Source organism: Streptomyces sp. NPDC048277 (assembly GCF_040652235.1).
In the GTDB taxonomy this organism is placed as follows: Bacteria; Actinomycetota; Actinomycetes; order Streptomycetales; family Streptomycetaceae; genus Streptomyces.
On record NZ_JBEZLQ010000025.1, the window covers coordinates 58,158 to 79,776 of the forward strand.

The window sequence follows — 21,619 nt, forward strand, 5'->3', positions numbered from 1 at the left end:
CTCTGGGGAGCGGACACCCCCTAGGCCGCGCCGGGGACGCCCAGGTCGCCCTCGACGTACTGGGCGCGGCCGAAGCCGAAGGACCAGTCCGCGGCGGTGTTCTCGGCGTACCCGATGAACACGTCCTCCCCGGCGACGCCCACCGTCGCCAGGGACGCGGCGATCGCGGCGTACAGCTTCTGCTTCACCTCGGTCGGGCGGCCGGCCTGCGTGAAGATCTGGATCATGACGAGACCGTCACCGCGGTCGAAGCCCAGCCCCGCGTCGAGCGCGAAGACCCGCCCCGCCTCGTGCTCGGTGACGATCTGGAAGCGGTCCCGTTCGGGGATGCCGAGCACGTCGACGAGGGCGGTGTGGACGGCGTCGGCGACGGCCCGGACCTGGGCGTCGTCGCGGCCCTTGAGCAGGTCGATACGGACCAGAGGCATGGCGGACTCCTTGGCTGTGCGGTGGGTTCGGCTGTGCTTCCAGCGTGCGCCGGAGCGGCCGATAGGGCAAAGACCTGGGTCTTCCCGCACCCATAAGGAATCGGAATAGAGTGTGGTCATGGAGGTCCGCACCCTGCAGTACTTCCTCGCGGTGGCCGAGGAGAGGTCGTTCACCCGGGCCGCGGCCCGCTGCCATGTCGCCCAGCCGGCGATCAGCCAGCAGATCCGCGCGCTGGAGCGGGAGCTCGGCGAGGCGCTGTTCGAGCGGGACTCCCGTACGGTCCGGCTCTCCGCGGCCGGCGCGGCGCTGCTGCCGCACGCCCGCGCGGTCACGGCCGGGGTCGCCGCCGCCAAGGCCGAGTTCGCCGCCCGCTCCGGGCTGCTCACCGGCAACCTCGCGCTGGGCGCCGCCGACGGCGTGGAGCACAGCAGCCTGCCGGCCCGGCTCGGCGCGTTCCACCGGCAGTACCCCGGCGTGAGCGTCCACCTCGTCGACGGCACCAGCGCCAGCCTGGTCCCCCAGGTGCGGCAGGGCTCCCTGGACGCGGCGTTCGTCGCCGTACCGCCCGGCGGCCTCGACGCGGGCTTCGGGCACCGGGTCCTGATCCGGGACGAGATCGTCGCGGTCGTGGCCGCCGGCCGCCCGCAGGCCGGGCGGCTGGAACTGACCCTGGCCGAACTCGCCGGCGTCCCCCTGATCACCTACGGCCCCGACAGCGGCCTGCGCCCTCATCTGCGCGCCGCGTTCGACACGGCGGGCGTGTCCTTCCAGCCGGCCTACGCCACCAACCACGTGGCCCTGCAGATCGAACTCGTCGCCGAGGGCGTGGGCATCGCGCTGGCGGGCGGCGCGGACCCCGCCATCGCCGGGGACCCCCGCGTCACGGCGGTCCCCCTCGCGCCGCGCATCCCCTACGCCAAGGCCCTCATCTGGCGCGCGGGACCGCATGCCTCGGCGCCGCTGCGGGCGTTGCTGACACTGCCCGGCCCGCCCGGTGTGTGACACCGGGCGGGCCTCAGGGGCGGGTCAGGCGCTCAGGCGCAGGTCAGTCGTTCGGCTCCAGCTGGCAAGGGCCGATCTTGCCCTGGAAGAAGGTGTAGGCGACCCCCTGGGCGTAGTTGTCGATCCGCACCGTGTCGCCCTTGTGCAGGGTCCGGTGCCACGGCAGCGGCTTCTGGTTGTCCGCCGGCGCACCGGGGCCGGGGTCGATCCTGAGGATCTGGGCAGCCGGCTGCACGACCCCGGAGTCGTGACACCGCTTCCCCGAGGGCACCTTGTTCACCTGGGTGTGCACGCCCGCGTCCGTCAGCTTCCGCACCAGGTCCTGCTGCTGGGGCCCGCTGAGGGCGACGTCCTGGAGAGTGAAGGTGACGGTGCCGTCCTGGTTCGTGCCGACCGCGTACGCGGTCGTCGTCCCCGAACCCGGCAGGGCGACGGCGACCGCCGCCGCGGCCCCGCAGGCGGCCAGCGCCAGGCCCACCCGGCGCGGGGTCACCACACGGCGCGGGACGACGGCCACGGGCCCGGTCTCGGCCGCCCGCAGCACCACCTCCCCCTTGAGTTCGTCCAGCAGCCGGTCCTCGAACGTCGCGTTCATGCGTTTCCCCTCACGTAGGAAAGTGGATGGGTGTCGGAGCCGGACGGTCCGCCCGGCTGCTCGGTGTGCGGTGCGTGCTTGGCGGCGGCGCGGAGCGCCTTGCGGGCGCGGTGCATCCGGACCCGTGCCGTGACCGGGCGTATGCCGAGCGCCGCGGCGGCCTCCGCGACGGTCAGCTGGTCGACGACGACGAGTTCGACGACCGCCCGCTCACCCTCCGGGAGTCCGGCCAGCGCCGCACGGTGGTGCCGTGCGGCCGCCTCGGCGTCGATGCGTTCCTCCAGCCGTACGACGTCGTCCGGCTCCAGGAGCCGGCGTCCCGCGATACGCCGGGTGGCCTGTGACTCGCGGGCGGCCCGCCGCCACTCGACCGACACGACGTTGCGCGCGATGCCGTACAGCCAGGCCGTCTCGCTGCCGCGGCCGGGGCGGTAGGAGTCCGCGGAGTCGAGCATGGCCAGGAAGACCTCGGCCGTGAGGTCGGCGACCAGGTGCGGGTCGGCGATCCGCCGCGCCACGAACCGTGTCACGCCCTCGACATGGCGCCGGTAGAACTCCTCGAACGCGGCAGGATCCCTGGCTGCGTGCACGCGACCACCCTCTTCACTCATCGCTTCACCGGCCGTGCGGAGGTCCCGCCCGGCGGACGAAGACCGGCTCTGCCCGGGGTGCGCCGGCCTTCGTCCCTTACTTGTCGATGAGCGAATGAGCGTTACCGCTCCGGGGGTTCGGCACCATCACCTCGTCCGGCGGCGGAGCGCCCCGTCCCCGTGGTCTATAATCGATCTAGAGCTGGCCGACCGACTCCGGTCGCCCGGTGCTGCGTTGGTGGTCCAAGGAAAGACGCCCCGCTTCCTGCGGGGAAATGCAGGTGCAAGGCCTGCCCGGCGCTCCACAGACGAGGCCCGTCCGCATGTCGGACGGGCCTCGTACGTTTCCCCGTTCTCCCGAATCCGGCTCTTCGACAGCCTGGTGCACCACGACACGCGCCTGAATCCTCCCTGTGCTGTTCCTGAGTGGGTGCGTGGGCGACTCTCCTCCTCCAGATGACCAGGAGAACGCCTCACCGACGATTCGTACCGAGGCCCGCCGCCCACTTCCGCCTGAGCGAGGCCACCGTGAAAACCCACGTGGCCCGGATCCTCGCCAAGCTCCGCCTGCGCGACCGCGCCCAGGCGGTCGTCGTGGCGTACGAGACGGGACTGATTACACCGGGGAGTGCCCCGTAAGGGGCGCGGGGTTGTATTCATGTGCGGCTACCGCCGCGTGGGCGCGACCAGCCACGACGGCGCCGCAGCCGAACCACGGCGCATCGCGGCACTTCCAGCGGAGCGCCTAGTCGATGTCCACCGGGCCGTCCCCCGACTTGGTGGGCAGCTGCAGCAGCCCCTTGCCCCCGCTCTCCCCGGACCCGGACCGGCCGCCGTCGGGCCGCTGCCCGTCGGAGTCCTGGCCGCCGCCGAGGTTCTGGCGGACCGAGTCGAGGATCGTCAGGCCCTGGGACACCAGGCCCGCGGCGATCTCGCCGAGGCCGTCCGCGCCGTTGAGGACGTTGACGTTGGCGCCCGCGAGCCCGCCCGCGGCCTCCTTGACGATCTGCGGGAGCTGGTCGATCAGCATCCGGTCGAGCGCGACGCGGTCGTACGACGCCGCCGCCTCCGCCTGGATCTTCATCCGCTGCGCCTCGGCCGCCGCGAGGATCCTGACCCGCTCGGCCTCCGCCTCCGCGGGCCGCACGACCTCGGCGACCAGCTGCTCCTGCCGCAGCCTGGCCTGGCGCTGGGCCAGCTCGGTCTGGGCGGCGAGCACCTCCTGCTGGGCGTGCGCCTGCGCCAGCGGTCCGGCCTGTCCGGCCTGCGCCTGGGCGCGGTCCACCTCGGCCGAGTACTCGGCCTTGACGATCGCGGTCTGCCGGGCGTACTCGGCCTGCTTACGGGCCGCCGCCTGCTCCGCCTCGGCCGAGGCCTGGGTGGCCTGCGCCTGCGCGATCTGCGCCTGCCGCTGGATGGCGGCCTTGTGCGGCGCGGACATCGCGTCGATGTAACCGGTGTCGCCGTCGTCGATCGACTGGATCTGCAGCGAGTCGACGATCAGGCCGATCTTCGCCATCTCCGTCTTCGAGGTGTCCAGCACCTCCGCGGCGAGCTTCTGCCGCTCGGTGACGATCTCCTCGACGGTCATCGAGCCGATGATGGCCCGCAGATGCCCGGCGAAGATCCGGCCGGTGAGCACCGACATCTGCTCCTGGTCGGAGAGAAAACGCTGGCCCGCGTTGATGATGCTCTCGTGGTCGTTGCCGACCTTGAAGGCGATGACCGCGCGGACGTGCAATGCGATGCCCTGCCGGGTCACACAGGTCTCGGTGACCTCGGACTCGCACATGGACAGAGTGAGGAACCGGACCTTCCGGAAGACCGGCAGCACGAACTTCCCGTGCCCCGTGACCACTCGGAACGGCGCGCCCCCCAGTCCCCGCCTGCCCCCCGAGATCAACATCGCCTCGTCGGGAGCGGGTACGCGGTATCCGAACATTCCTGTTACTCCTCAGCCGGCCTCGGCGGCATCTCCGCCGAGCGCGTCCAATGGATCCACCCACTCGATGACGCCGACCTCACGGCATCCCCGTGATTCGATCACGAGCACCGTCGCGCCCACGGGCAGGGGCTCCTCCGACCAGGCGAGGAAGGTCTCGGAACCGCCTCTGACCCGGACGAGGACTTCGCCCGGGCCCGCGGAACCGCGAGTCCCGATGAGTACCGTCCCCATGCACCCGATCACGGCCTCGTCCTGCGGCATCACCGGCCGTCCTCCTCGTCCTGGCCCCATGATTCCGACGATAGACCCAGTCCGCCCGGGACCCAACGGGCAGGAGCACCTCGGCCTCCGGCGGGAGCGGCTGCTTCGAGGGCCTGCCGAGCGGACATGCCGGGGACGTGCGGCCGGTGTACGTTCGGGATACGGCGCAGGTGCGGATACCGCAGCCGGAGAACAGGCCAGCGGACGGGCCGGCGGACAGGCCGACGGACAGAACGGTGGCCGGGGTGGGGCCGGGACGCGCCGGGGAGTGCCCATGGCCCAGCAGACGAACATCGCCGCGCAGACCGCTTTCGGGGAGGCCGTCGTGGCCGGCGATCTCGACGCCCTCGACGAGATCGTCGCACCCGGCTCGGTCGACCACGATCCCGCCCCGGGCCAGATGCCGGGGCCCGAAGGGTACAAGGCCATGTTCGGCGAGCTGCGGACGGCCTTTCCCGACCTGCACGTCGAAGTGGAGCATCTGGTGGCCACCGACGACGAGTTGGCCTTCGCGTACGTCATCTCCGGGACGCATCTGGGACCGTTGAGGGGACGGCCGGCGACCGGCAGGAAGGTGCGCTACCGGGGCATGCAGATCAGCCGCTTCGACAAGGACGGCAAGCTCGTCGAACGCTGGGGCAGCAGCGACGAACTCGGCATGCTGCGCCAACTCGGCCTGGCCGAGGCGTGAGGCGGGCCCCGCGGGCGGACGGCCGCACGGTGTCACACGGGAACGACGGAGGGCCGAAGACCGTTCCTCGCGGTCTTCGGCCCTCCGTGGGGCTACAGGGTTGTGGCGGGCCACGCCGGCCATGACGACGGGGCGCGGAGGGTGCGGTCGGCCTCCGCGTGACGGCGCAGCCGCCGGGGCGGGCTAGCGGTGGCCGAAGTAGCGGTCGTGGTCCCGGTACCGGTCGTTGTCCCAGCCGTGGCGCCGGTCCCGGTCCCAGCCGCGGTCCCAGCCGTGGTGCCGGTCGCGGTCCCAGTTCCGGTCCCAGCCGTGGCGCCGGTCCCGATCCCGGAAGTGCCCGTCGTGGTCGCGGCCGTCCCAGCGGTCGTGCGAGTAGCTTCTTCCGAACCCGTGGTCATGGTCGGCTCCGACGGCCAGGGCCGGCAGGGCGGCTGCGCCGACGATGGCGCCCGAAGCCACAAAGGTGGCGATCAGGCGGACTGCCGTACGAGAAACAGACATGGATCTGTCACCTCACGTTCGTGCACACCGCCCCTGGTGGGGGCCTGGCGTGCCTTCCGGAATTCCCGGCTCGGTGCCGAGGTCCCTCACTCTGGTCCGCGGCGGCGACATCCGGCCAACGACATGATTTGCGTTACAAAGTGCAGATATATCCGTAACTCTCCCTTGTAGGGACCATCGATACCGGCGAGGGGTTCGGGCGCCGGCCCCGCCTGACCTGTGAACCACGCCGCGAGCAGGAGGAACGGCGACCGACGGTCCGTGACGGCCGCGGCGGTCCCGTCGCCTCGGTTCCTCCGGACGGCCCAACGCCTTCAGTAACGACGGGGGCGTCTGTTCGGGGGACCCGTAGGATCACCGGCATGGCGTTGCGACCCGTCATGGTGAACATCAAGGCTCTCGACGCCCCGGCGGTCGGCCGGTTCTGGGCGGAGGCGCTCGGCTGGAGTGCCTACAGCCCCGGCGTGACCACCTATGTCGGACCCGCCGGCGGCCTTGTCTGGCCGGACCCGGTCGCCCTCGGCATCGACGTCGTTCCCGTCCCGGAACCCAAGGCGACGACGAAGAACCGTGTGCACCTCGATCTCGCCACCACGTCCGCGGCCCATCAGGCGGAGCTGGTCGAGCGTCTCGAGGCGCTCGGTGCGACGCTGGCCGACGTGGGCCAGGGCGCGGTGCCGTGGACGGTCCTCGCCGACCCGGAGGGCAACGAGTTCTGCGTGCTGGAGCCTCGCGAGATCTACCGGGACACCGGGCCGATCGCCGCGGTGGCGGTCGACTGCGCGGATCCGCGGGCCATGGCCCGGTTCTGGGACGCGGCGACGGACTGGACCCTGCACGAAGTGGCCGACGATCACGCGGTGTTGCGCTCCGCGAAGGGGGTCGGCCCGTATCTTGAGTTCCTCCGCGTGCCGGACGTGAAGACCGTGCCGGACCGCGTCCATCTCGACCTGCTGCCGTACCCCGGTGACGACAAGGCGGCGGAGGTCGCCCGGCTGCGGACCCTCGGCGCCACCGACCTCGACCTCGGCCAGGGCGACGTCCCATGGACGTGCCTGACCGACCCGGAGAACCACGAGTTCTGCGTCCTCGCCCTGTCCTGAGGCCCTGCGACCGACACGGGCGCCGGGCGCCGGACCCTGGGTGCCGTGCCGTGCCGTGCCGTGCCGGGCGTCGGGCCCCGGGCCCCGGGCCTCGGACCCCGGACCCCGGGCGCCGGGTCTCGGGCGCCGGGTCTCGGACGCCGGGCGCCGGACCCCGGGCGCCGGACCCCGGGCGCCGGACCCCGGGCGCCGGACCCCGGGCGCCGGACCCCGGGCGCCGGACCCCGGGCGCCGGGCGCCGGGCGCCGGGTCTCGGACCCCGGGCCTCGGACGCCGGACCCCGGGCCTCGGACCCCGGACCCCGGACCCCGGACCGGGGCCCCGGATGCCGCCCCGCTCGGCCGCCTGCCGTCCGTCGTCCGTCGTCCGTCGTCCGGCGCCCGGCGTCCGTTGTCACATCCCGGTCGTGCCGGTGCCCGTGAGGCCCGGGGCCAGGGCCGGGAGCCAGAAGACGGCGATGGCCAGGGCGATCGAGGCGACCCCCACGGCGCGGGCCACCAGACGGCCGGCCGGAGCGAGTTTCTCGGCGGTGATCACGGCGGCCAGGACCACCATGGCCCACAGGTTCATCACCCCGAACGCCGCCAGCAGCACCATCAGCGACCAGCAGCAGCCCAGGCAGAAGGCCCCGTGATGGGCGCCGGCACGCAGGTCGCGCGAGGGCCCCGGATACGAGGTGTAGCGCAGCATCAGCCCGATCGGCGAGCGGCACCTCGCCAGGCAGCGGTCCTTGAGGGGCGTGAGCTGGTAGACGCCGTTGACCGCGAACACGGCCGCGGCCACCGCGGTGCCCGCCGCGGCGGGCAGGTCCGCCACCCGGCCCAGGCCGGCGGCCAGCCCGTACGCCGGCAGCCCGGCCGCGGCCCAGACCAGCAGGTAGGCGACGGTGAAGACGGCCATGCGCGAGGTCCGGCGCGTGGTGATGGTACGTGCATACAGCGCGGCGACGGGCGCCGTGGCGGGCAGCATCATCGCGGCCATCATCAGCGTCCACACGGCCAGGAAGGCGGGCAGGCCCAGGCCCATGGTGCCGGGCATCGCCGGCATGCCGCCCCAGCCCGTCACCACCCAGATCCAGGCGCCGGCCGCCGCGACCAGCAGCAGCCCGGCGGGGCCCGCCCCCCGGCGGACGGTGGCCGGCCCACCGGTCACGCGGACCACGCGAAGGGCGCCGAGTGCCCGTTGCCGCCGGTGAAGTCCCAGGACCGGCCGTACACGCCCGCGCCCGTGGCCCGGGTGGACCGGGCGATCGTCAGCGTGCTGTTCGCCGGGTGGAACATACCGGTCAGGCCCATGACCGGACCGTCGTCGCCGAACTGCGGGGCGACCTGGTCCTCGATCTCGATGTCGATGGCGTCGCCCACCCGCGCGGCGTGGCGGCGGCCGTCGTCGCGGAAGTCGATGGGGGTGCGCTGCACGCCGAGGACCTCGCCGATGAGGGGGGTGAGCGCCGCCATCGGCCCGCCGGCTCGGCCGGAGAAGACCTTGCCGAGGGCGTCCGCCTGGCCGTCGTCGGCCGAGGCGTCGATGTAGAGCGCCACCTGCCAGTCGCCGTCGGCCATCACCCGGGGCGCGTCGATGAAGACGGCGACGCTGCGGTCGGAGACGTCCACGCCGTCCACGTTCCCGCTGTCCACGTGGAAGGCGAAGGTCACCTGGCAGCGCTCGTGGTCGGCCGGTGCGGTGAGACCCGAGGTGGTGCAGGGGCACACCGTGTCGCAGTTGCAGCTCTCCAGGTACGTGCCGTTCAGATTCCAGGGCATGGCTCTGCCTCCCTGTTCCGCGTCCGCGCGGCGAAGGGAACGCATCGGCATGGTCCGTCCAACGTCCCGGTGCCGCTCCTCTCCAGGCTATTCCCGACGCCCCGCGTCGCGCAGATCCGCCGGTGGAGGAGGCGACGGGGCTGGTCAGGGGGGGCGCGGCTCTGCGTCCCAGGCCCCCGTCGCCACGGTCTCGTAGGCACAGGGCGTTGCAGGGGCGGGGTCGGCTTCACGGTCGCCCGGGTCGGCGGCGTCGCCTTCGGTCTCGCACCGCGCCGGTTCTCTGCCGTACCGCCGCCTGTGCCGAGTGCCTCGGCGAACTCCCCGCCTCCTTGGGCCTGTTGGCCCTCGGCATGGGGCCGTACTGCTCGGCCCTATGCCGAAGACCTGAGCCGGCGCAGGGCAGGCTCAGGTCCTCCGGGGAGTGGGTCAGGACGGGGGCTGGAGGATCGCGTCGATGACGTAGATGGTGGCGTGCGCGGCCTTGATGTTGCCGCAGACGATGTTCGCCTTGCCGTTGACCTTGAAGCTGGTGCCCGAGCCCGACGTGGTCAGTTTGCCGCCCTCCACCGTCGTGAAGGAGCCGTGCGGGAGTTCGTTCGGGGTGATCTGCTTGGCCACGACGTGGTAGGTCAGCACCTTCTTCAGCTGCCCCTGGTTGCTGAGCAGTGAGGTCAGCTGCGACGCGGTCATCTTCTGGAAGGCCTGCTGGTTCGGGGCGAAGACGGTGACGTCGGGCTTCCCGTCGAGGGTGCCGCCCAGCCGTGCCCTGACGACGGCCGAGACCAGCTGGCTGAGCTGCGGATACGCGGCCGCGGCCTCGACGACCCGGTCCTTCGCCGTGTTGGCCTTCTGGGTGAGTGCCGAACAGCCTGGACCGAACATCCCCGACGGGCCGGGAGGAGGCGCCGCCTGCGCCTGGCTCTGCGAGGCCAGACCTCCGAGCGCGAGCGGGACGGCGACCACGACTGCGGCGGCGGCCTTTGCGGTACGCATGCGGGTGAACCTCATCGCAACCTTCCTCCCGTGGAGGCGTGAACACTGAAGAGGTTGGGACTGCGGACGTCTTCGTTGCCGCTGGGCGGGGTGGGGCGGCTGCTCTGCCACGGCCCACGGCCCACGCCCTGGGCCGTCATCGCCATCGTCATCCGGCCACCCAGCGAGCGTATCCAGCAGGTGGCGGTGACCGCATCTCGAAGCCCGGACGCGATGCGGGCCCCGCCCCGCAGGACCGCGCCCGGCTCGCGCGGCTCACCTGCGCCGGGGTTCGGGCAGCTGCGAAGCCCCCGAAACCCGCCCCGAGTCTGTAGCGATCATGACAAAACGGGGTAGTCATGCCGACATGCCTTCACATCGGTTACATCGATCACGTTCGCGAACCAAACACCTCGCCGCGCTCGTCGCCGCCGCCGCTGCGCTGATCCTGGTGGGCTGTGACAACGGCGCCACACCGCACCCGGCCGACGGCCGGCAGCAGCTGACCGTGGCGGCGCTGCCGCTCACCGACTCCGCCGCCCTCTATCTGGCCCGGGACCGCGGGCTGTTCGCCAAGGAGGGCCTGGACGTGCGCATCCAGCCCGTGCAGCAGAGCATCCAGGCGCTGCCCGCGCTGCTCAAGGGCCAGGTGGACGTCATCGCGAGCGCGAACTACGTCACCTACTTCCAGGCGTACGAGAAGGGCACCCTGGACCTGCGGATCCTCGCCGAGGGCGTACGGATCGCCCCGCACATGATGGACGTCCGCGTGCCCGGGGACTCCGCCCTGAAGTCACCCGCGGACCTCGCCGGCAAGAAGGTCGCCGTCGCCGTCCTGAACAACATCCAGTCCCTGACCCTGAACGCGATCCTCGACGCCCGGCACATCGGGCGGCCCGTCTACCGGCAGATCCTGTTCCCGCAGATGGGCGCCGCCCTGCAGCGGGGGCAGGCGGACGCCGTACACGCGGTCGAGCCCTTCGACACGGCCATCCAGGGCGAGCTGGGCGCGAGGGTGCTGCTCGACGGCGGTTCGGGACCGGCGAAGGGCCTGCCCGCCAGCGGGTACATCACCACGGCCGCCTTCGTGAAGAAGAACCCCAAGGCGGCGGCGGGCTTCCGCCGTGCCGTCGAGGCGGCGTCCGAGCTGGCCGCGGAGGACCCGGCGGCGGTACGCGCCGAACTGCCCAAGTACACCAAGGTGACCGCGGACCAGGCCAGGTCGATCCACCTGCCGGCGTATCCGCCCACCGCCGATCCGGCCGCCCTGGGCCGGCTCGTCCGGCTCATGCGCACCCAGGGACTGCTGACGAAGGCCATCGACCCGGCACCCCTGCTGGTGAAATGACGCGGCGTGACATGACCAGGCGTCAGGAACTCCTGCTGGGCCTGCTCGGCGCGGCGGCGGCCTTCGGGATCTGCGAGGCGGTGGCCCGGGCCGGGATCGTCCGGCGCAGCTATCTGCCGCCGGCGTCCGAAGTCCTCGCCCGCGCCGCGAGGTTGGCGGGCGATCCCGCGTTTCTCGACGGGGTCGGGGTGACCCTGCGGGCGTGGGCGCTCGGCCTCGGGCTCGCCTGCGCGCTCGCCGTGCCGCTGGGGCTGCTGCTGGGCACGGTGCCGGTGGTGGAGGCCGCCGCCCGCGCGGTGATCGAGTTCCTGCGGCCCCTGCCGTCCGTCGCGCTGATCCCGCTGGTGTCCCTGCTGCTCGGATCGGGCACCCGGACGGAGGTGACGCTGATCGCGTACGCCTCGCTGTGGCCGGTGCTGTTCAACACCGTCTACGGCCTCGGCGAGACCGACCCGCTGGCCCGGGACACCCTGCGCGCCTTCGGGTTCGGCCGGCTCGCGGTGCTGCTGCGGGTGGACCTGCCGGCCACCGCCCCGTTCATCGCGGCCGGCGTGCGGATCTCGGCCGCGGTCGCGCTGATCCTCGCCGTCGCGACGGAGATCCTCTCCGGCTTCGGCCAGGGCCTCGGCATCTTCATCGCCCAGGCCCAGACCGAGACCGACGGCACCCGCGACGTCCTGGCCGGGGTGGTGTGGGCGGGCACCCTCGGCCTGCTGATCAACAGCGCCCTGACCGCCGCGGAACACCGACTGTTCGCCTGGACACACGAACCCCACCGGGCCCCGCCAAAGCGGAGCCACCCATGACACAACCGGAACGGCAACCGCAGCGGGAGCGGGAGCGGGAGTTGGGGTTGGGGCCGAGGTCGGAGCCGGAGCCCGGGCCGGAGTTGGGGCCGGGGCTGGGAGTGGGAGTAGGGCCTGAGGCACAGCAACCGCACCCGGAGCGGGAGTTGGAGCCGGAGCCCAGGCTGGGGGCGGGGCCTGGGGTACGGCCAGAGCCGCAGTCGGAGCTGGAGCGGGATCCGCAGTCGGAGCTGGAGCCGGAGCCGGGGCCGCAGCCGCAGCCGGAGCGGGAGTTGGATCCGGAGCCCAGGCTGGGGGTGGGGCCTGGGGTACGGCCAGAGCCGCAGTCGGAGCTGGAGCGGGATCCGCAGTCGGAGCTGGATCCGGAGCCGGGGCCGCAGCCGCAGCCGGAGCGGGAGTTGGAGCCGCAGCCCAGGCTGGGGGTGGGGCCTGGGGTACGGCCAGAGCCGCAGTCGGAGCTGGAGCGGGATCCGGGGCCGGGGCCGGAGCGGGATTCGCAGCCGCAGCCGCAGCCGCAGCCGCAGCCGCAGCCGGAGCCGCAGCCGGGGCCGGGGCCGGGGCCGCAGCCGCAGCCGGAGCCGCAGCCGGGGCCGGAGTCTCAGTTGGAGTCGCAGGTGTCGGGCTCCAGGCGGTCCGGGGCAGTGCCCGGCTCCGGGCGGCCCGTCGCCGTGCCGTTTCTGCTGCGGTGGTCCGTGTTTCTCGGTGCCGTTCTGTGCTGGGAAGTGATTGCCCGTGCGCAGCGCAGCGTGTACTTTCCGCCGCCGTTGCGGATCGCCCGGCACGCCCGTGAGCTGTGGTTCTCGGGCCCCGCCCGTCATCTGTTCCTCACCTCGGACGCTGTCGGCACCATCCTGCCGAGCCTCGGCCGGATGGCGGCCGGGTTCGCGCTCGCCGCCGTCGCCGGGATCGCCCTGGGGATCGCGGTGGGCCGCTCACGCCGGGCGTACGCGCTGTGCAACCCGGTGCTCCAGTTCGCGCGGGCCGTGCCGCCGCCCGCGCTGGTGCCGGTGTTCGTCGTCGTCTTCGCCGTCGGCACGCCCATGCAGGTGGCGTCGATCGCGTTCGGCGCCGTATGGCCGGTGCTGGTCAACTCGGCCGAGGGCGCCCGTGCCACCGATCCGCTGCGCCTCGAGGCGGCGGCCGTGCTGCGGCTGACGGCACCCGAACGGCTGTGGTTCCTCGTCCTGCCCTCCGCGCTGCCCCGGATCTTCGCCGGGCTGCGGCTCAGCCTCTCGCTGTGCCTGATCCTGATGGTGTTCTCGGAGCTGCTGCCGGGCAGCGCCGACGGCATCGGGTTCACCCTCACCGACGCCCAGACGCGCTCCGACCTGCTCACGGTGTGGTCGGCGCTGCTGCTGCTCGGCACGCTCGGGTATCTCCTCAACACCGGACTTCTGGCGGTCGAGAAACGGCTGCTCGGCCCCGTATCCCCCGCAGGGAGGACGGCATGACGACGGCCACGACGGTGCGGGAGGCGGTCGTACGACTCCTGCGCGACACCGGTATGACCACGGTCTTCGGCAATCCGGGCTCCACGGAACTGCGGATGTTCCGCGACTGGCCGGACGACTTCACCTATGTGCTGGGGCTGCAGGAGTCCGTGGCCGTCGGCACGGCGGCCGGGTACGCGCTCGGCACCCGGCGGGCCGCGTTCGTCGGCCTGCACTCGGCCGGCGGCCTGGGACACGCGCTCGGCGCCGTCTTCAACGCCTACCGCGACCGCGTGCCGCTGGTGATCGTGGCGGGTCAGCAGGCACGCTCCCTGCTCCAGCTGCGCCCGTTCCTCGGCGCCGACGAACCCGCCCTGTTCCCGCGCCCGTACGTGAAGTCCGCGCGCCAGCCGGAGCGCGCCGAGGATGTGCCGGCCGTGCTCGCCGAGGCGTACCGCATCGCGATGACGCATCCCCGCGGCCCGGTGTTCGTGTCCGTCCCCGAGGACGACTGGGACCGGCCCGCCGAACTCGTCACGCCCCGTACCGTGCACTCCGGGTTCACGGCCGACCCGGACGCCCTCGACGCGCTCGCCGCCCGGCTGGAGACCTGCGCGCGCCCGGCGCTCGTGGTGGGCCCGGGCGTGGACGACGAGGACGCGCTGGACGAGGCCCGGGCGCTGGCCGAACGGATCCGGGCCGGGGTGTGGATCAGCCCCCTCTCCGGCCGCTCCGGCTTCCCCGAGACGCACCCCCTCTTCCAGGGCTTCCTGCCGCCGGTCGCCCGCCGACTCTCCGCGCGGCTCGCCCCGTACGACGTGGTGGTCGCCCTCGGCGCACCCGTGTTCACCTACCACGTGGCGGACGCCGGCCCGCCGCTCCCACCCGGCACCGAACTGTTCCACCTCGACTGCGACCCCGCCCAGGCCGCCTGGCTGCCCACCGGCACCAGCATCGTCACCACCCTGCGCCCCGCGCTGGCGCGGCTCACCGGGCTGCTGAAGGCGGCGGCCGACCGCGACCCGCCGCCGCCCCGACCGGCACCGCCCCCCGCCCGCGCCGAGCGGGGCATCACCCCGGACCTGCTGTTCGACCTGCTGCGCGCCCGGCTGCCGCACGACCGGGTCCTGGTCGAGGAGGCACCGAACCACCGTGACGCCCTGCACGCGCGCGTGCCCGTCGCGTCGGGCGGCGGCTTCCTCACCACGGGCAGCGGGGCGCTCGGCTGGGGCCTGCCCCTCGCGGTGGGCCGGGCCCTCGCCGACCGGCACCGGGTGGTGTGCGTGGTCGGGGACGGCTCGGCGCTGTTCTCGGTGCAGGCCCTGTGGACCGCCGCCCGGCACACGGCACCGGTCACCTACGTCCTCCTGGACAACGGCGGTTACGGGGCCGTCCGCTCGCTGGGCCGCCGTATCGGCATCGCGCCCGTCCCCGGCACGGACATCACGGGCGTCGACTTCGCGGCACTCGCGGAGTCCTTCGGCTGCCCCGCCGCCCGCGCCGAGCACCCCGGGGAACTGCCGGCCGCCCTGGACCACGCACTGGGCCGCGCCGACGACACCGGCCCCTTCCTCCTGCACGTCACGGTGGCCGACAGCACGGCCACCCTGTACGAGGGTGAGTGAGCGATGCTGCGCCTCGACTCCGTCAGCCGGCACTTCGGCGACCAGCACGTCCTCGACGGCATCAGCCTGACCGTGCCCGACGGGCAACTCCTCAGCGTGGTCGGGCCCTCCGGCTGCGGCAAGTCCACGCTGCTGCGCACCATCGCCGGGCTGCTGCCCGCACAGGAGGGCACGGTCACGGTCGACGGGACACCGGTGACCGGCGTACCGGAGCGGCTCGCGGTGGTCTTCCAGGAGTACGGCCGCTCGCTGCTGCCCTGGCTCACCGTCCGCGACAACGTGGCCCTGCCGCTGCGCCGCCGGGGTCTCGCACGGGCGGCGCGGCGCGCCGAGGCGGAGACGTTCCTCGAACGCGTCGGCCTGCACGGAGCGGCCCGGCGCCACCCCCGTGAACTGTCCGGAGGCATGCAGCAGCGCGTCGCCATCGCCCGCGCCCTCGTCTGCCGGCCCTCGCTGCTCCTCATGGACGAGCCGTTCGGCTCCCTGGACGCGGGCACCCGGGAGGACCTGGAGGACCTCCTCCTCGAAGTCCATCGCACCGACGACACCACCATCGTCTTCGTCACCCACGACATCGACGAGAGCGTCTACGTCGGCGACCGCGTCGTCGTCCTCTCCCCGGGCCCCGGCTCCCGCGTCCTCCGGGACCTCCCGGTCGCCCTGCCGACCGAACGGGACCAGATCACCACCCGCAGCTCTCCCGCCTTCGTGACGCTGCGCACGGCGGTGGGACGAGCGGTGCGGGGCGCTCCGCCGGGAGGGCCGGGAGAGCCGGGTGAGCGGGGAGAGCCGGGTGAGCGGGACGGCCGGTGAGGGACGTCTCAAGCTGCGCCCCCCTGCTTGTGGTGAGGAAGCCGCCGCCCGCACCGTCTCCGCCCTGCTGCCGCCCGGCGCGGCCGTCCGTGCCGTGACCGGCTCCCGCCTGCGGCCCCGTCTGCGCCCCCGTCCGGGACCCCGTCCGGGTCGGCGGCACACGCGGGTGACCACCTGACGGGTCAGGGGTCGTGCCTGCGCCGGCGCCGGGTGTCCGGCCGTGGCGCGGGGCCCTGTTCGACGAGGCCGTGGAGGTGGGCGTAGGCGACGGCGTGGACGCGGTCGCGCAGCTTGAGCTTGGTGAGGATGCGGGAGACGTGGGTCTTGACCGTCTCGTCGCCGATGCCGAGACGTCCGGCGATCTCGGCGTTGGTGCATGCCTCGGCGAGCAGCAGCAGCACCTCCCGTTCCCGCGCGGTGAGCTGGTCGAGGTCGGCGGGAGCGGCCGCGGCGGGCGGCGGCGGGGCGACGCCGTCGGCGAGGCGGGTGAGGAGGCGCCGGGTGACGGAGGGGTCGATCAGGGCGTCGCCGCGGGCGGCCACCCGGACGGCGGCGATCAGCTCCTCCGGCGGGAGGCTCTTGAGCAGGAAGCCGCTGGCACCGGCCTGCAGCGCGCGGTGGACGTAGGCGTCCTGGTCGTAGGTGGTCAGCAGGATGACCCGGGTGGTGTTCCCGGGGTCGGCGAGGATGGTCTCGGTGGCGCGCAGGCCGTCCAGCAGCGGCATACGGATGTCGAGGATGGCGACGTCGGGGCGGAGCCGTCGTACCTCGTGCACGGCGCTGCGGCCGTCCGACGCCTCCGCCACGCACTCGATGTCCGGCTGGGTGTCCAGGACGGCACGCAGACCGGAGCGGAACATGGCGTGGTCGTCGGCGACCAGGACGCGCAGCGTCATGAGGGGTCCAGTGGGTCGGGGGGCGCCAGCGGGAAGGTGGCGGTGGTGGTCCAGGCGGTGCCGTCGGGGGTGGGGCCGTACGTGACGGAGCCGTGGAACAGGGCGGCACGGCTGCGCATGCCCTGCAGGCCGCGGTGCGGGGAGTCCGGGCGGACCCGGGGGCCGGCGGGGAGTGGGTTGGCCGTGGTGACGGTGAGCGCGCAGTCGTCGTAGCGGAGTTCGACCTCCGCGGTGCCGCCGGTCCCGTGGCGCAGCGCGTTGGTGAGCATCTCCTGTACGACGCGGTAGGCCGCGATGTCGAGCGACTCCGGCAGCCGGGGCGGGACGCCGTGGACGCTCACCCGGACCCGCAGACCGGCGCCGCCGACGGTGTCGAGGAGTTCGGCGAGGTTGTCCAGACCGGGCTGACGGTCCTCTCCCGTGGGGTCCGGGGCGTAACCGTGCAGGAAGTCCAGCAGCCGGCGCAGATCGATCATGGCGGCGCGGCTGGACGTCTCCACGGCGCTCAGCGAGCCCGCCAGGTCCCTGGTGTCGACGGTGCCCGGGGAGGCGGTCGCCTTGAGGCGGGCGACACCCGCGTGCACGCCGATCGCGCTGACGTGGTGGGAGATCACGTCGTGCAGGTCGCGGGCGATGCTGCTGCGCTCGTCCGCGATGGCCTCGGCCAGTGCCTGCTGCCGGCTGTGCCGCTCGCGCTCGGCGCGCTGCTCCAGCTCGGCGATGTAGGCGCGGCGGGCGGTGGTGTAGCGCCCGACGAGCCAGGGCAGCAGGGCGTTGGCCGTGGCGTCCAGCACGATACGTCCCTGTCCCATGCTCCCCTCGCCGAGGATCCGCCCGGCGACGGCCCCGACCGCGAGGAAGAGGAGGGAGACCACGGCGGGCACCCGGTCCAGCCAGGCACCGGCCCGGTAGGCGGAGATGAGCAGGCCCGCGTCGTTGAGCTGGCGCGGCGGACCGCCGCTGCCCAGGAGCAGCGCGGAACCGGCGATCGCGACCGCGGACTGGGCGACGGCCACCACCCCCGACATCCGCGCCGGGGTGGCCAGGGCCGCGTCCACCACGACGATCGCCGCGAGCACGGCCCAGCGCCACGGCGGCGGGTAGGAGGAGGCGGTCGTCAGCAGGAAGCCGAGGCAGTCCACGACCAGGGTGACCGCGGCGACGAGCAGCGACTGGCGGGCCAGCGAACCGCTGACGTCGCGGCCGGTCGCGGACGCCTGCCCCCGACGGCGCCCCTCGCTCTCGCGCACCCCGCGCTCCTCTCACTCTCCCGACCCTCCCCGGCCGGCCGCCCGAGTGGCTCATGATGCCTGGTCAGAGCCGCGCGCGAGTCCCCCGTCCGGGGGACCGGAAATCCCCTGTCGCCGTGACGACAACGGTAGGGGGCCCTTCCTAGCGTGGACCGCGATGAACGACACCGCCCTTCGTGCGGGGGACGGCCCACCTCCCCGCACGAATCCCCCCACCCGCCGCCTGCGCGCCGCACTGGCCGTCCTGCTGTGCGCCCTCGGCCTGCTGTTCGCCGCGAGCCCCCTGGCCTCGGCGGACTCCCCGTCCGCCGGCAACGACGTACAGGTGGCCCAGACGCTCGGCGACCGGGAACTCACCGTGATCCTGCGCCGGGTCACCGGCGTCCCCGGCCCGTTGCACGTGGACGTGATCACCCACACGGGCACCGCGGCCGGCCGGATCAGGCTCGGGGCGGTGCCCACCGGGGTCGCCACGTCCTCGTCCGCGGGCTCCTCCTCCGGTACGACCACCGACACGGCCGTCGTCACCCTGGGCGCCAGCCCCGGCACCTACTCCGCGCAGCTGGAGGTCGACGAGGTCGGCCCGTGGCAGCTGACCCTGGACGACGGGACGCGGACCGCGGCGATCCCCTTCGTCGTGTCGAAGCAGGTCACCTCGCCGGACGAGAAGGCGGTGTACGGCGGCTTCATCGGCGCCGGGCTCCTCATCCCGGTCACCGTCCTCGTCGCCGTCCGCGCGCGACGCGGCTGGTGGGCCGTGGTGCCGGCCGGCGGGATCGTCGCCGGACTGGCCGTCGCGGTCACCGGCGCGATCCTCTCCGCCACGCTGCCGCTGCCGGCGTCCCAGGGCGGGCAGGTCGACGCCACGATCGACGGCGTCAAGAACCCCTACTCCTCCGTCGGGCAGCAGACCAGCGACTACTCGCGCGAGCCGGCCACGCTGGGCATCCGCTCCTCGTCGGTCCGCGCGGGCACGGTCGACGACCTGACGTTCTCCGTGACCGACACCTCGACGGGGCTGCCGGTGGACGACATCGTCGTCCACGACGGGGCGCTCGTGCACCTGATCGTGATCGGCCCCTCCGGGCAGCTGTGGCATCTGCACCCCGTGATGACCGGCGCCGGCACGTACGAGGTCCCGCTGACCCTGCCCGAGGCGGGCCACTACGCGGTGTCGGCCGAGTTCGCCCGCCGGGGCGGCGGGGTCCAGCTGGTCCGGTCCGCGACCGGCATCGACGCGGCGAACGGCACGGACTCGGGCACGGGCTCGGGCTCGGCCTCGGGCTCGGCTTCCGCCTCCGCCTCGGCCTCCGGTTCGGCTTCCGCCTCCGCCTCCGGTTCGGCCGGGGCCGCCTCCACGGCCGTAGCCGCCGTGCACTCGGGACCCGGTACGCAGACGGTAGACGGCGTCCGGGTACGGCTGACGGCCTCCTCCCTGGTCGCGGGCAAGGCCGCCGTGCTCACCGCCCGCGTCGGAGGCGACGCGACGCTGCAGCCCTGGCTCGGCATGCTCGGCCACATGATCGTCGCCGGTCCGGTGCCGTCGAGCGGGACGGCGGTGGGGCAGGCAGCGCAGAACGCCGAGGTCTGGGCCCACTCCCACTCGATGGGGGCGGTGTCGGACGACATGGCGGGGATGGACATGAACTCCTCCACCGACATGTCGTCGATGAGCGGCCTGACCTCGGTCAACGGGGACAGCACCGCCGACGAGACGGTCGCCGCGTACGGCCCGGACATCTCCTTCGTCTACACGTTCCCCAAGGCCGGCTCCTACCGGATCTGGATCCAGGCGGAGCGGGACGACACCATCCTGACCGTCCCCTACCTGATCCAGGTCACCGGCGCCACGGGGAGCACAGGATGAGCCGGCGCACCCGACGGTCCCTCATCGCCGCAGGTGTCCTGGCGACCCTCCTGCTCACCGTGCTGACACTCGGGTTGATGTCGTCGTCCGGTACGGCGAGTTCCGGGTCCGGTGGCACCACCCTCACCTCCGGCACCGCCACGGACGTGGTGGCCCTGACGGTCCACCGGCCCGAGACCGGCACCACCGCGGTCGACGTCCTGCTGACACCCCGCCACAAGCCGACCTCGGCCTCCCTGTCCGTCACGGTCTCCGCGGTGATGCCCACGACGGGCCACGCCGTACCCGACTTCACCGCCGTGGCCGAGGCGGACCACCGCTACCACGTCGCCGGTCTCCCGCTGATGATGACCGGCCGCTGGGAGCTCCTCGTCGACATCGACGGCAACGGCCGCCACGACCACCTCGTCTTCCCGCTCACCCTCACCCGCTGATCCCGCGCGCTGCGGACCAGCGGACCAGCCGACACAGACCCGAAAGGCACCCGCCATGGCCTCCGTCCCCACCTCCACACTGGCCGGCTCCGGCCAGTCGTCCCCGCCGGGCCGCCCACCGCAACGCCAACTGCCCGCCGCCGCAGGGGCGTTCGTGGTGCTGATCGGCACCGCCATCTCGCTGGTCGGCATCAGCTGGGACATCGAGTGGCACGTCGACGTCGGCCCGGACACCTTCTTCACCCTCTCCCACCTCCTGCTCTACTCCGGCAGCGCGATCGCGGGCGTGGCCAGCCTGGTGATGGTGCTGCGCGCCACCGCCGCGCAGCGCGCCGGCCGCCCCGCCGACCCCGCCGTCGGCGGCAGCCCGGTCCGCGTCTTCGGCGGCACGTTCACCGCGCCGCTCGGCTACCTGGTCTCCGGGACCGGTGCCGCGCTGTTCCTGATGTACGGCCTGATGGACCTGTGGTGGCACTCGCTGTACGGCTTCGACGCCGTCCTCAACTCGCCGCCGCACGTGGCACTGTTCATCTCCATCAGCCTGACCATGGTCGGCAGCGTCATCGTCTTCACGGCGGCCCGCGAGCAGCTGTGGGGGCGGATCGGCGCGGTCGTCGCCACTCCGGTCCTGATGACGTTCTGCCCCCTGACCACCTACGCCTTCCAGGGGCTCTCGGGGACCATCGACCCGCAGCTCGCGGGCAACATCTTCTTCTCCGTCTGCCTGACGCTCACGGTCGCGATCGCCCTGCGCCGCCGGGGCATCGCGCTCGCCATCGCGGCCGTGCTCGGTGTGATGCAGCTGTTCCTGTGGTGGTTCTCGCCGTGGGCGGCCAAGTGGTACGCGGGCTACGTCGGCCTGCCGCTGCGCGACAACCTCATGAGCGCGCCCCCCGTACTGCCCTCCGGCATCCCGATGTTCATGCTCGGCGTGGCCCTGGTGATCGAGGTGCTGCGCCTGATCGGCCGCAGGCAGGGCTGGTCCGGCCGCTGGCTGCCGCAGCTCGTCGGGGCCGTCGCCGGCGTCCTGGTCAGCCTCTCCATGCTCCTGCAGACATCGCTGGTCAACGGCGGTGGGGGTGGTGGCGGGGGAGGCGGTGGCGGGGGTGGTCCGATGGGCCAGTCCGGCACCTCGGCGACCACGCTGATCACCGACGCTCTGCTGGGGCTGGTGATCGGCACCCTGGCCGGCTACCTGGGCTCCCGCTTCGCCGTCCTCCTCCAGCTCAACACGGTCTCCGCCGAGTCCGCCACCCTCACGGTCTCCACCACCTCCGCCGATCAGGAAGGCAGCTGAC

Annotated in this window: 22 protein-coding genes and 1 pseudogene; 12 read left to right on the plus strand and 11 right to left on the minus strand. The window is 73.3% G+C overall.

The window, feature by feature from the left end; all coding sequences use genetic code 11:
* Window positions 1–20: 20 nt before the first annotated feature.
* Entirely contained in the window at window positions 21–428 is a 408-nt protein-coding gene (locus AB0D85_RS39475; protein WP_362331581.1) for a tautomerase family protein, read from the minus strand.
* 118 nt (window positions 429–546) lie between these two features.
* On the opposite strand from AB0D85_RS39475, the gene AB0D85_RS39480 reads away from it, so the two are divergent.
* Window positions 547–1,431 carry a LysR family transcriptional regulator gene (locus AB0D85_RS39480; RefSeq protein ID WP_362331584.1) on the plus strand — a complete coding sequence of 295 codons (885 nt, stop codon included), beginning with the start codon at window positions 547–549 and terminating at the stop codon, window positions 1,429–1,431.
* Between the two features lie 43 nt (window positions 1,432–1,474).
* On the opposite strand, the gene AB0D85_RS39485 is transcribed toward AB0D85_RS39480, so the two are convergent.
* Window positions 1,475–2,026, minus strand: a complete 552-nt coding sequence (locus AB0D85_RS39485; RefSeq protein ID WP_362331587.1) for a hypothetical protein — start codon at window positions 2,024–2,026, stop codon at window positions 1,475–1,477.
* Window positions 2,023–2,637: an RNA polymerase sigma factor gene (locus AB0D85_RS39490; protein WP_362331590.1), complete on the minus strand. Its 615-nt coding sequence runs from the start codon at window positions 2,635–2,637 to the stop codon at window positions 2,023–2,025. Before AB0D85_RS39490 ends, AB0D85_RS39485 begins: the two co-directional genes overlap by 4 nt.
* A 486-nt stretch (window positions 2,638–3,123) precedes the next feature.
* Here AB0D85_RS39490 and AB0D85_RS39495 point away from each other — a divergent pair.
* Window positions 3,124–3,255: pseudogene (locus AB0D85_RS39495) on the plus strand (LuxR C-terminal-related transcriptional regulator); the annotation flags it as partial.
* A 106-nt stretch (window positions 3,256–3,361) separates the two neighbouring features.
* Here AB0D85_RS39495 and AB0D85_RS39500 read toward each other — a convergent pair.
* Both AB0D85_RS39500 and AB0D85_RS39505 read right to left on the minus strand, forming a co-directional pair.
* Entirely contained in the window at window positions 3,362–4,558 is a 1,197-nt protein-coding gene (locus AB0D85_RS39500; RefSeq protein ID WP_362331593.1) for an SPFH domain-containing protein, read from the minus strand.
* Window positions 4,559–4,570: 12 nt separating this feature from the next.
* Complete coding sequence (locus AB0D85_RS39505; protein WP_362331596.1) at window positions 4,571–4,822, minus strand: hypothetical protein; 252 nt, start codon at window positions 4,820–4,822, stop codon at window positions 4,571–4,573.
* A 274-nt stretch (window positions 4,823–5,096) separates the two neighbouring features.
* Between AB0D85_RS39505 and AB0D85_RS39510 the strand changes: the two genes are divergently transcribed.
* Window positions 5,097–5,513, plus strand: coding sequence for an ester cyclase (locus tag AB0D85_RS39510; protein ID WP_362331599.1), 417 nt, complete (start codon window positions 5,097–5,099; stop codon window positions 5,511–5,513).
* Between the two features lie 183 nt (window positions 5,514–5,696).
* Here AB0D85_RS39510 and AB0D85_RS39515 read toward each other — a convergent pair whose 3' ends face one another.
* A complete protein-coding gene (locus AB0D85_RS39515; protein ID WP_362331602.1) occupies window positions 5,697–6,014 on the minus strand; it encodes a hypothetical protein in 318 nt (105 codons plus the stop codon).
* A 362-nt stretch (window positions 6,015–6,376) separates the two neighbouring features.
* Here AB0D85_RS39515 and AB0D85_RS39520 point away from each other — a divergent pair, with 362 nt between their 5' ends.
* The gene (locus tag AB0D85_RS39520; RefSeq protein WP_362331605.1) at window positions 6,377–7,117 is read left to right on the plus strand and encodes a VOC family protein; all 741 of its coding nucleotides are present in this window, start codon (window positions 6,377–6,379) and stop codon (window positions 7,115–7,117) included.
* Between the two features lie 393 nt (window positions 7,118–7,510).
* Here the strand turns inward: AB0D85_RS39520 and AB0D85_RS39525 are convergent, their stop codons facing one another.
* The 3 genes from AB0D85_RS39525 to AB0D85_RS39535 all read right to left on the minus strand — a co-directional run bounded on the left by AB0D85_RS39525 (window position 7,511) and on the right by AB0D85_RS39535 (window position 9,873).
* A complete protein-coding gene (locus AB0D85_RS39525; RefSeq protein WP_362331608.1) occupies window positions 7,511–8,269 on the minus strand; it encodes a DUF2182 domain-containing protein in 759 nt (252 codons plus the stop codon).
* The gene (locus tag AB0D85_RS39530; protein WP_362331611.1) at window positions 8,266–8,880 is read right to left on the minus strand and encodes a DUF1326 domain-containing protein; all 615 of its coding nucleotides are present in this window, start codon (window positions 8,878–8,880) and stop codon (window positions 8,266–8,268) included. Before AB0D85_RS39530 ends, AB0D85_RS39525 begins: the two co-directional genes overlap by 4 nt.
* Window positions 8,881–9,306: 426 nt before the next feature.
* On the minus strand, window positions 9,307–9,873 hold the full coding sequence (locus AB0D85_RS39535) for a fasciclin domain-containing protein (RefSeq protein WP_362331614.1): 567 nt from the start codon (window positions 9,871–9,873) through the stop codon (window positions 9,307–9,309).
* Window positions 9,874–10,219: 346 nt separating this feature from the next.
* On the opposite strand from AB0D85_RS39535, the gene AB0D85_RS39540 reads away from it, so the two are divergent.
* The 5 genes from AB0D85_RS39540 to AB0D85_RS39560 all read left to right on the plus strand — a co-directional run bounded on the left by AB0D85_RS39540 (window position 10,220) and on the right by AB0D85_RS39560 (window position 15,874).
* Window positions 10,220–11,200, plus strand: a complete 981-nt coding sequence (locus AB0D85_RS39540) for an ABC transporter substrate-binding protein (protein ID WP_362331617.1) — start codon at window positions 10,220–10,222, stop codon at window positions 11,198–11,200.
* A gap of 11 nt (window positions 11,201–11,211) precedes the next feature.
* Complete coding sequence (locus tag AB0D85_RS39545; protein ID WP_362331620.1) at window positions 11,212–12,006, plus strand: ABC transporter permease subunit; 795 nt, start codon at window positions 11,212–11,214, stop codon at window positions 12,004–12,006.
* A gap of 746 nt (window positions 12,007–12,752) precedes the next feature.
* On the plus strand, window positions 12,753–13,457 hold the full coding sequence (locus AB0D85_RS39550) for an ABC transporter permease subunit (protein WP_362331623.1): 705 nt from the start codon (window positions 12,753–12,755) through the stop codon (window positions 13,455–13,457).
* Window positions 13,454–15,061 carry a benzoylformate decarboxylase gene (mdlC, locus tag AB0D85_RS39555; RefSeq protein WP_362331626.1) on the plus strand — a complete coding sequence of 536 codons (1,608 nt, stop codon included), beginning with the start codon at window positions 13,454–13,456 and terminating at the stop codon, window positions 15,059–15,061. The genes AB0D85_RS39550 and mdlC overlap by 4 nt, the downstream gene beginning before the upstream one ends.
* A gap of 3 nt (window positions 15,062–15,064) precedes the next feature.
* Complete coding sequence (locus AB0D85_RS39560) at window positions 15,065–15,874, plus strand: ABC transporter ATP-binding protein (protein WP_362331629.1); 810 nt, start codon at window positions 15,065–15,067, stop codon at window positions 15,872–15,874.
* A gap of 182 nt (window positions 15,875–16,056) precedes the next feature.
* Here AB0D85_RS39560 and AB0D85_RS39565 read toward each other — a convergent pair whose 3' ends face one another.
* Complete coding sequence (locus AB0D85_RS39565; protein ID WP_362331632.1) at window positions 16,057–16,770, minus strand: response regulator transcription factor; 714 nt, start codon at window positions 16,768–16,770, stop codon at window positions 16,057–16,059.
* Entirely contained in the window at window positions 16,767–18,020 is a 1,254-nt protein-coding gene (locus AB0D85_RS39570) for a histidine kinase (RefSeq protein WP_362331636.1), read from the minus strand. The genes AB0D85_RS39565 and AB0D85_RS39570 overlap by 4 nt, the downstream gene beginning before the upstream one ends.
* 157 nt (window positions 18,021–18,177) lie before the next feature.
* On the opposite strand from AB0D85_RS39570, the gene AB0D85_RS39575 reads away from it, so the two are divergent.
* Genes AB0D85_RS39575 through AB0D85_RS39585 form a run of 3 tightly spaced genes read left to right on the plus strand, consistent with a single transcriptional unit; the run spans window position 18,178 to window position 21,618 of the window.
* Window positions 18,178–19,887 (plus strand): hypothetical protein, encoded by a 1,710-nt coding sequence (locus AB0D85_RS39575; RefSeq protein ID WP_362331639.1) that lies wholly within the window; start codon window positions 18,178–18,180, stop codon window positions 19,885–19,887.
* Window positions 19,884–20,321 carry a hypothetical protein gene (locus AB0D85_RS39580; protein WP_362331642.1) on the plus strand — a complete coding sequence of 146 codons (438 nt, stop codon included), beginning with the start codon at window positions 19,884–19,886 and terminating at the stop codon, window positions 20,319–20,321. The genes AB0D85_RS39575 and AB0D85_RS39580 overlap by 4 nt, the downstream gene beginning before the upstream one ends.
* Before the next feature lie 55 nt (window positions 20,322–20,376).
* Window positions 20,377–21,618: a hypothetical protein gene (locus tag AB0D85_RS39585; RefSeq protein ID WP_362331645.1), complete on the plus strand. Its 1,242-nt coding sequence runs from the start codon at window positions 20,377–20,379 to the stop codon at window positions 21,616–21,618.
* Window position 21,619: the final 1 nt, after the last annotated feature.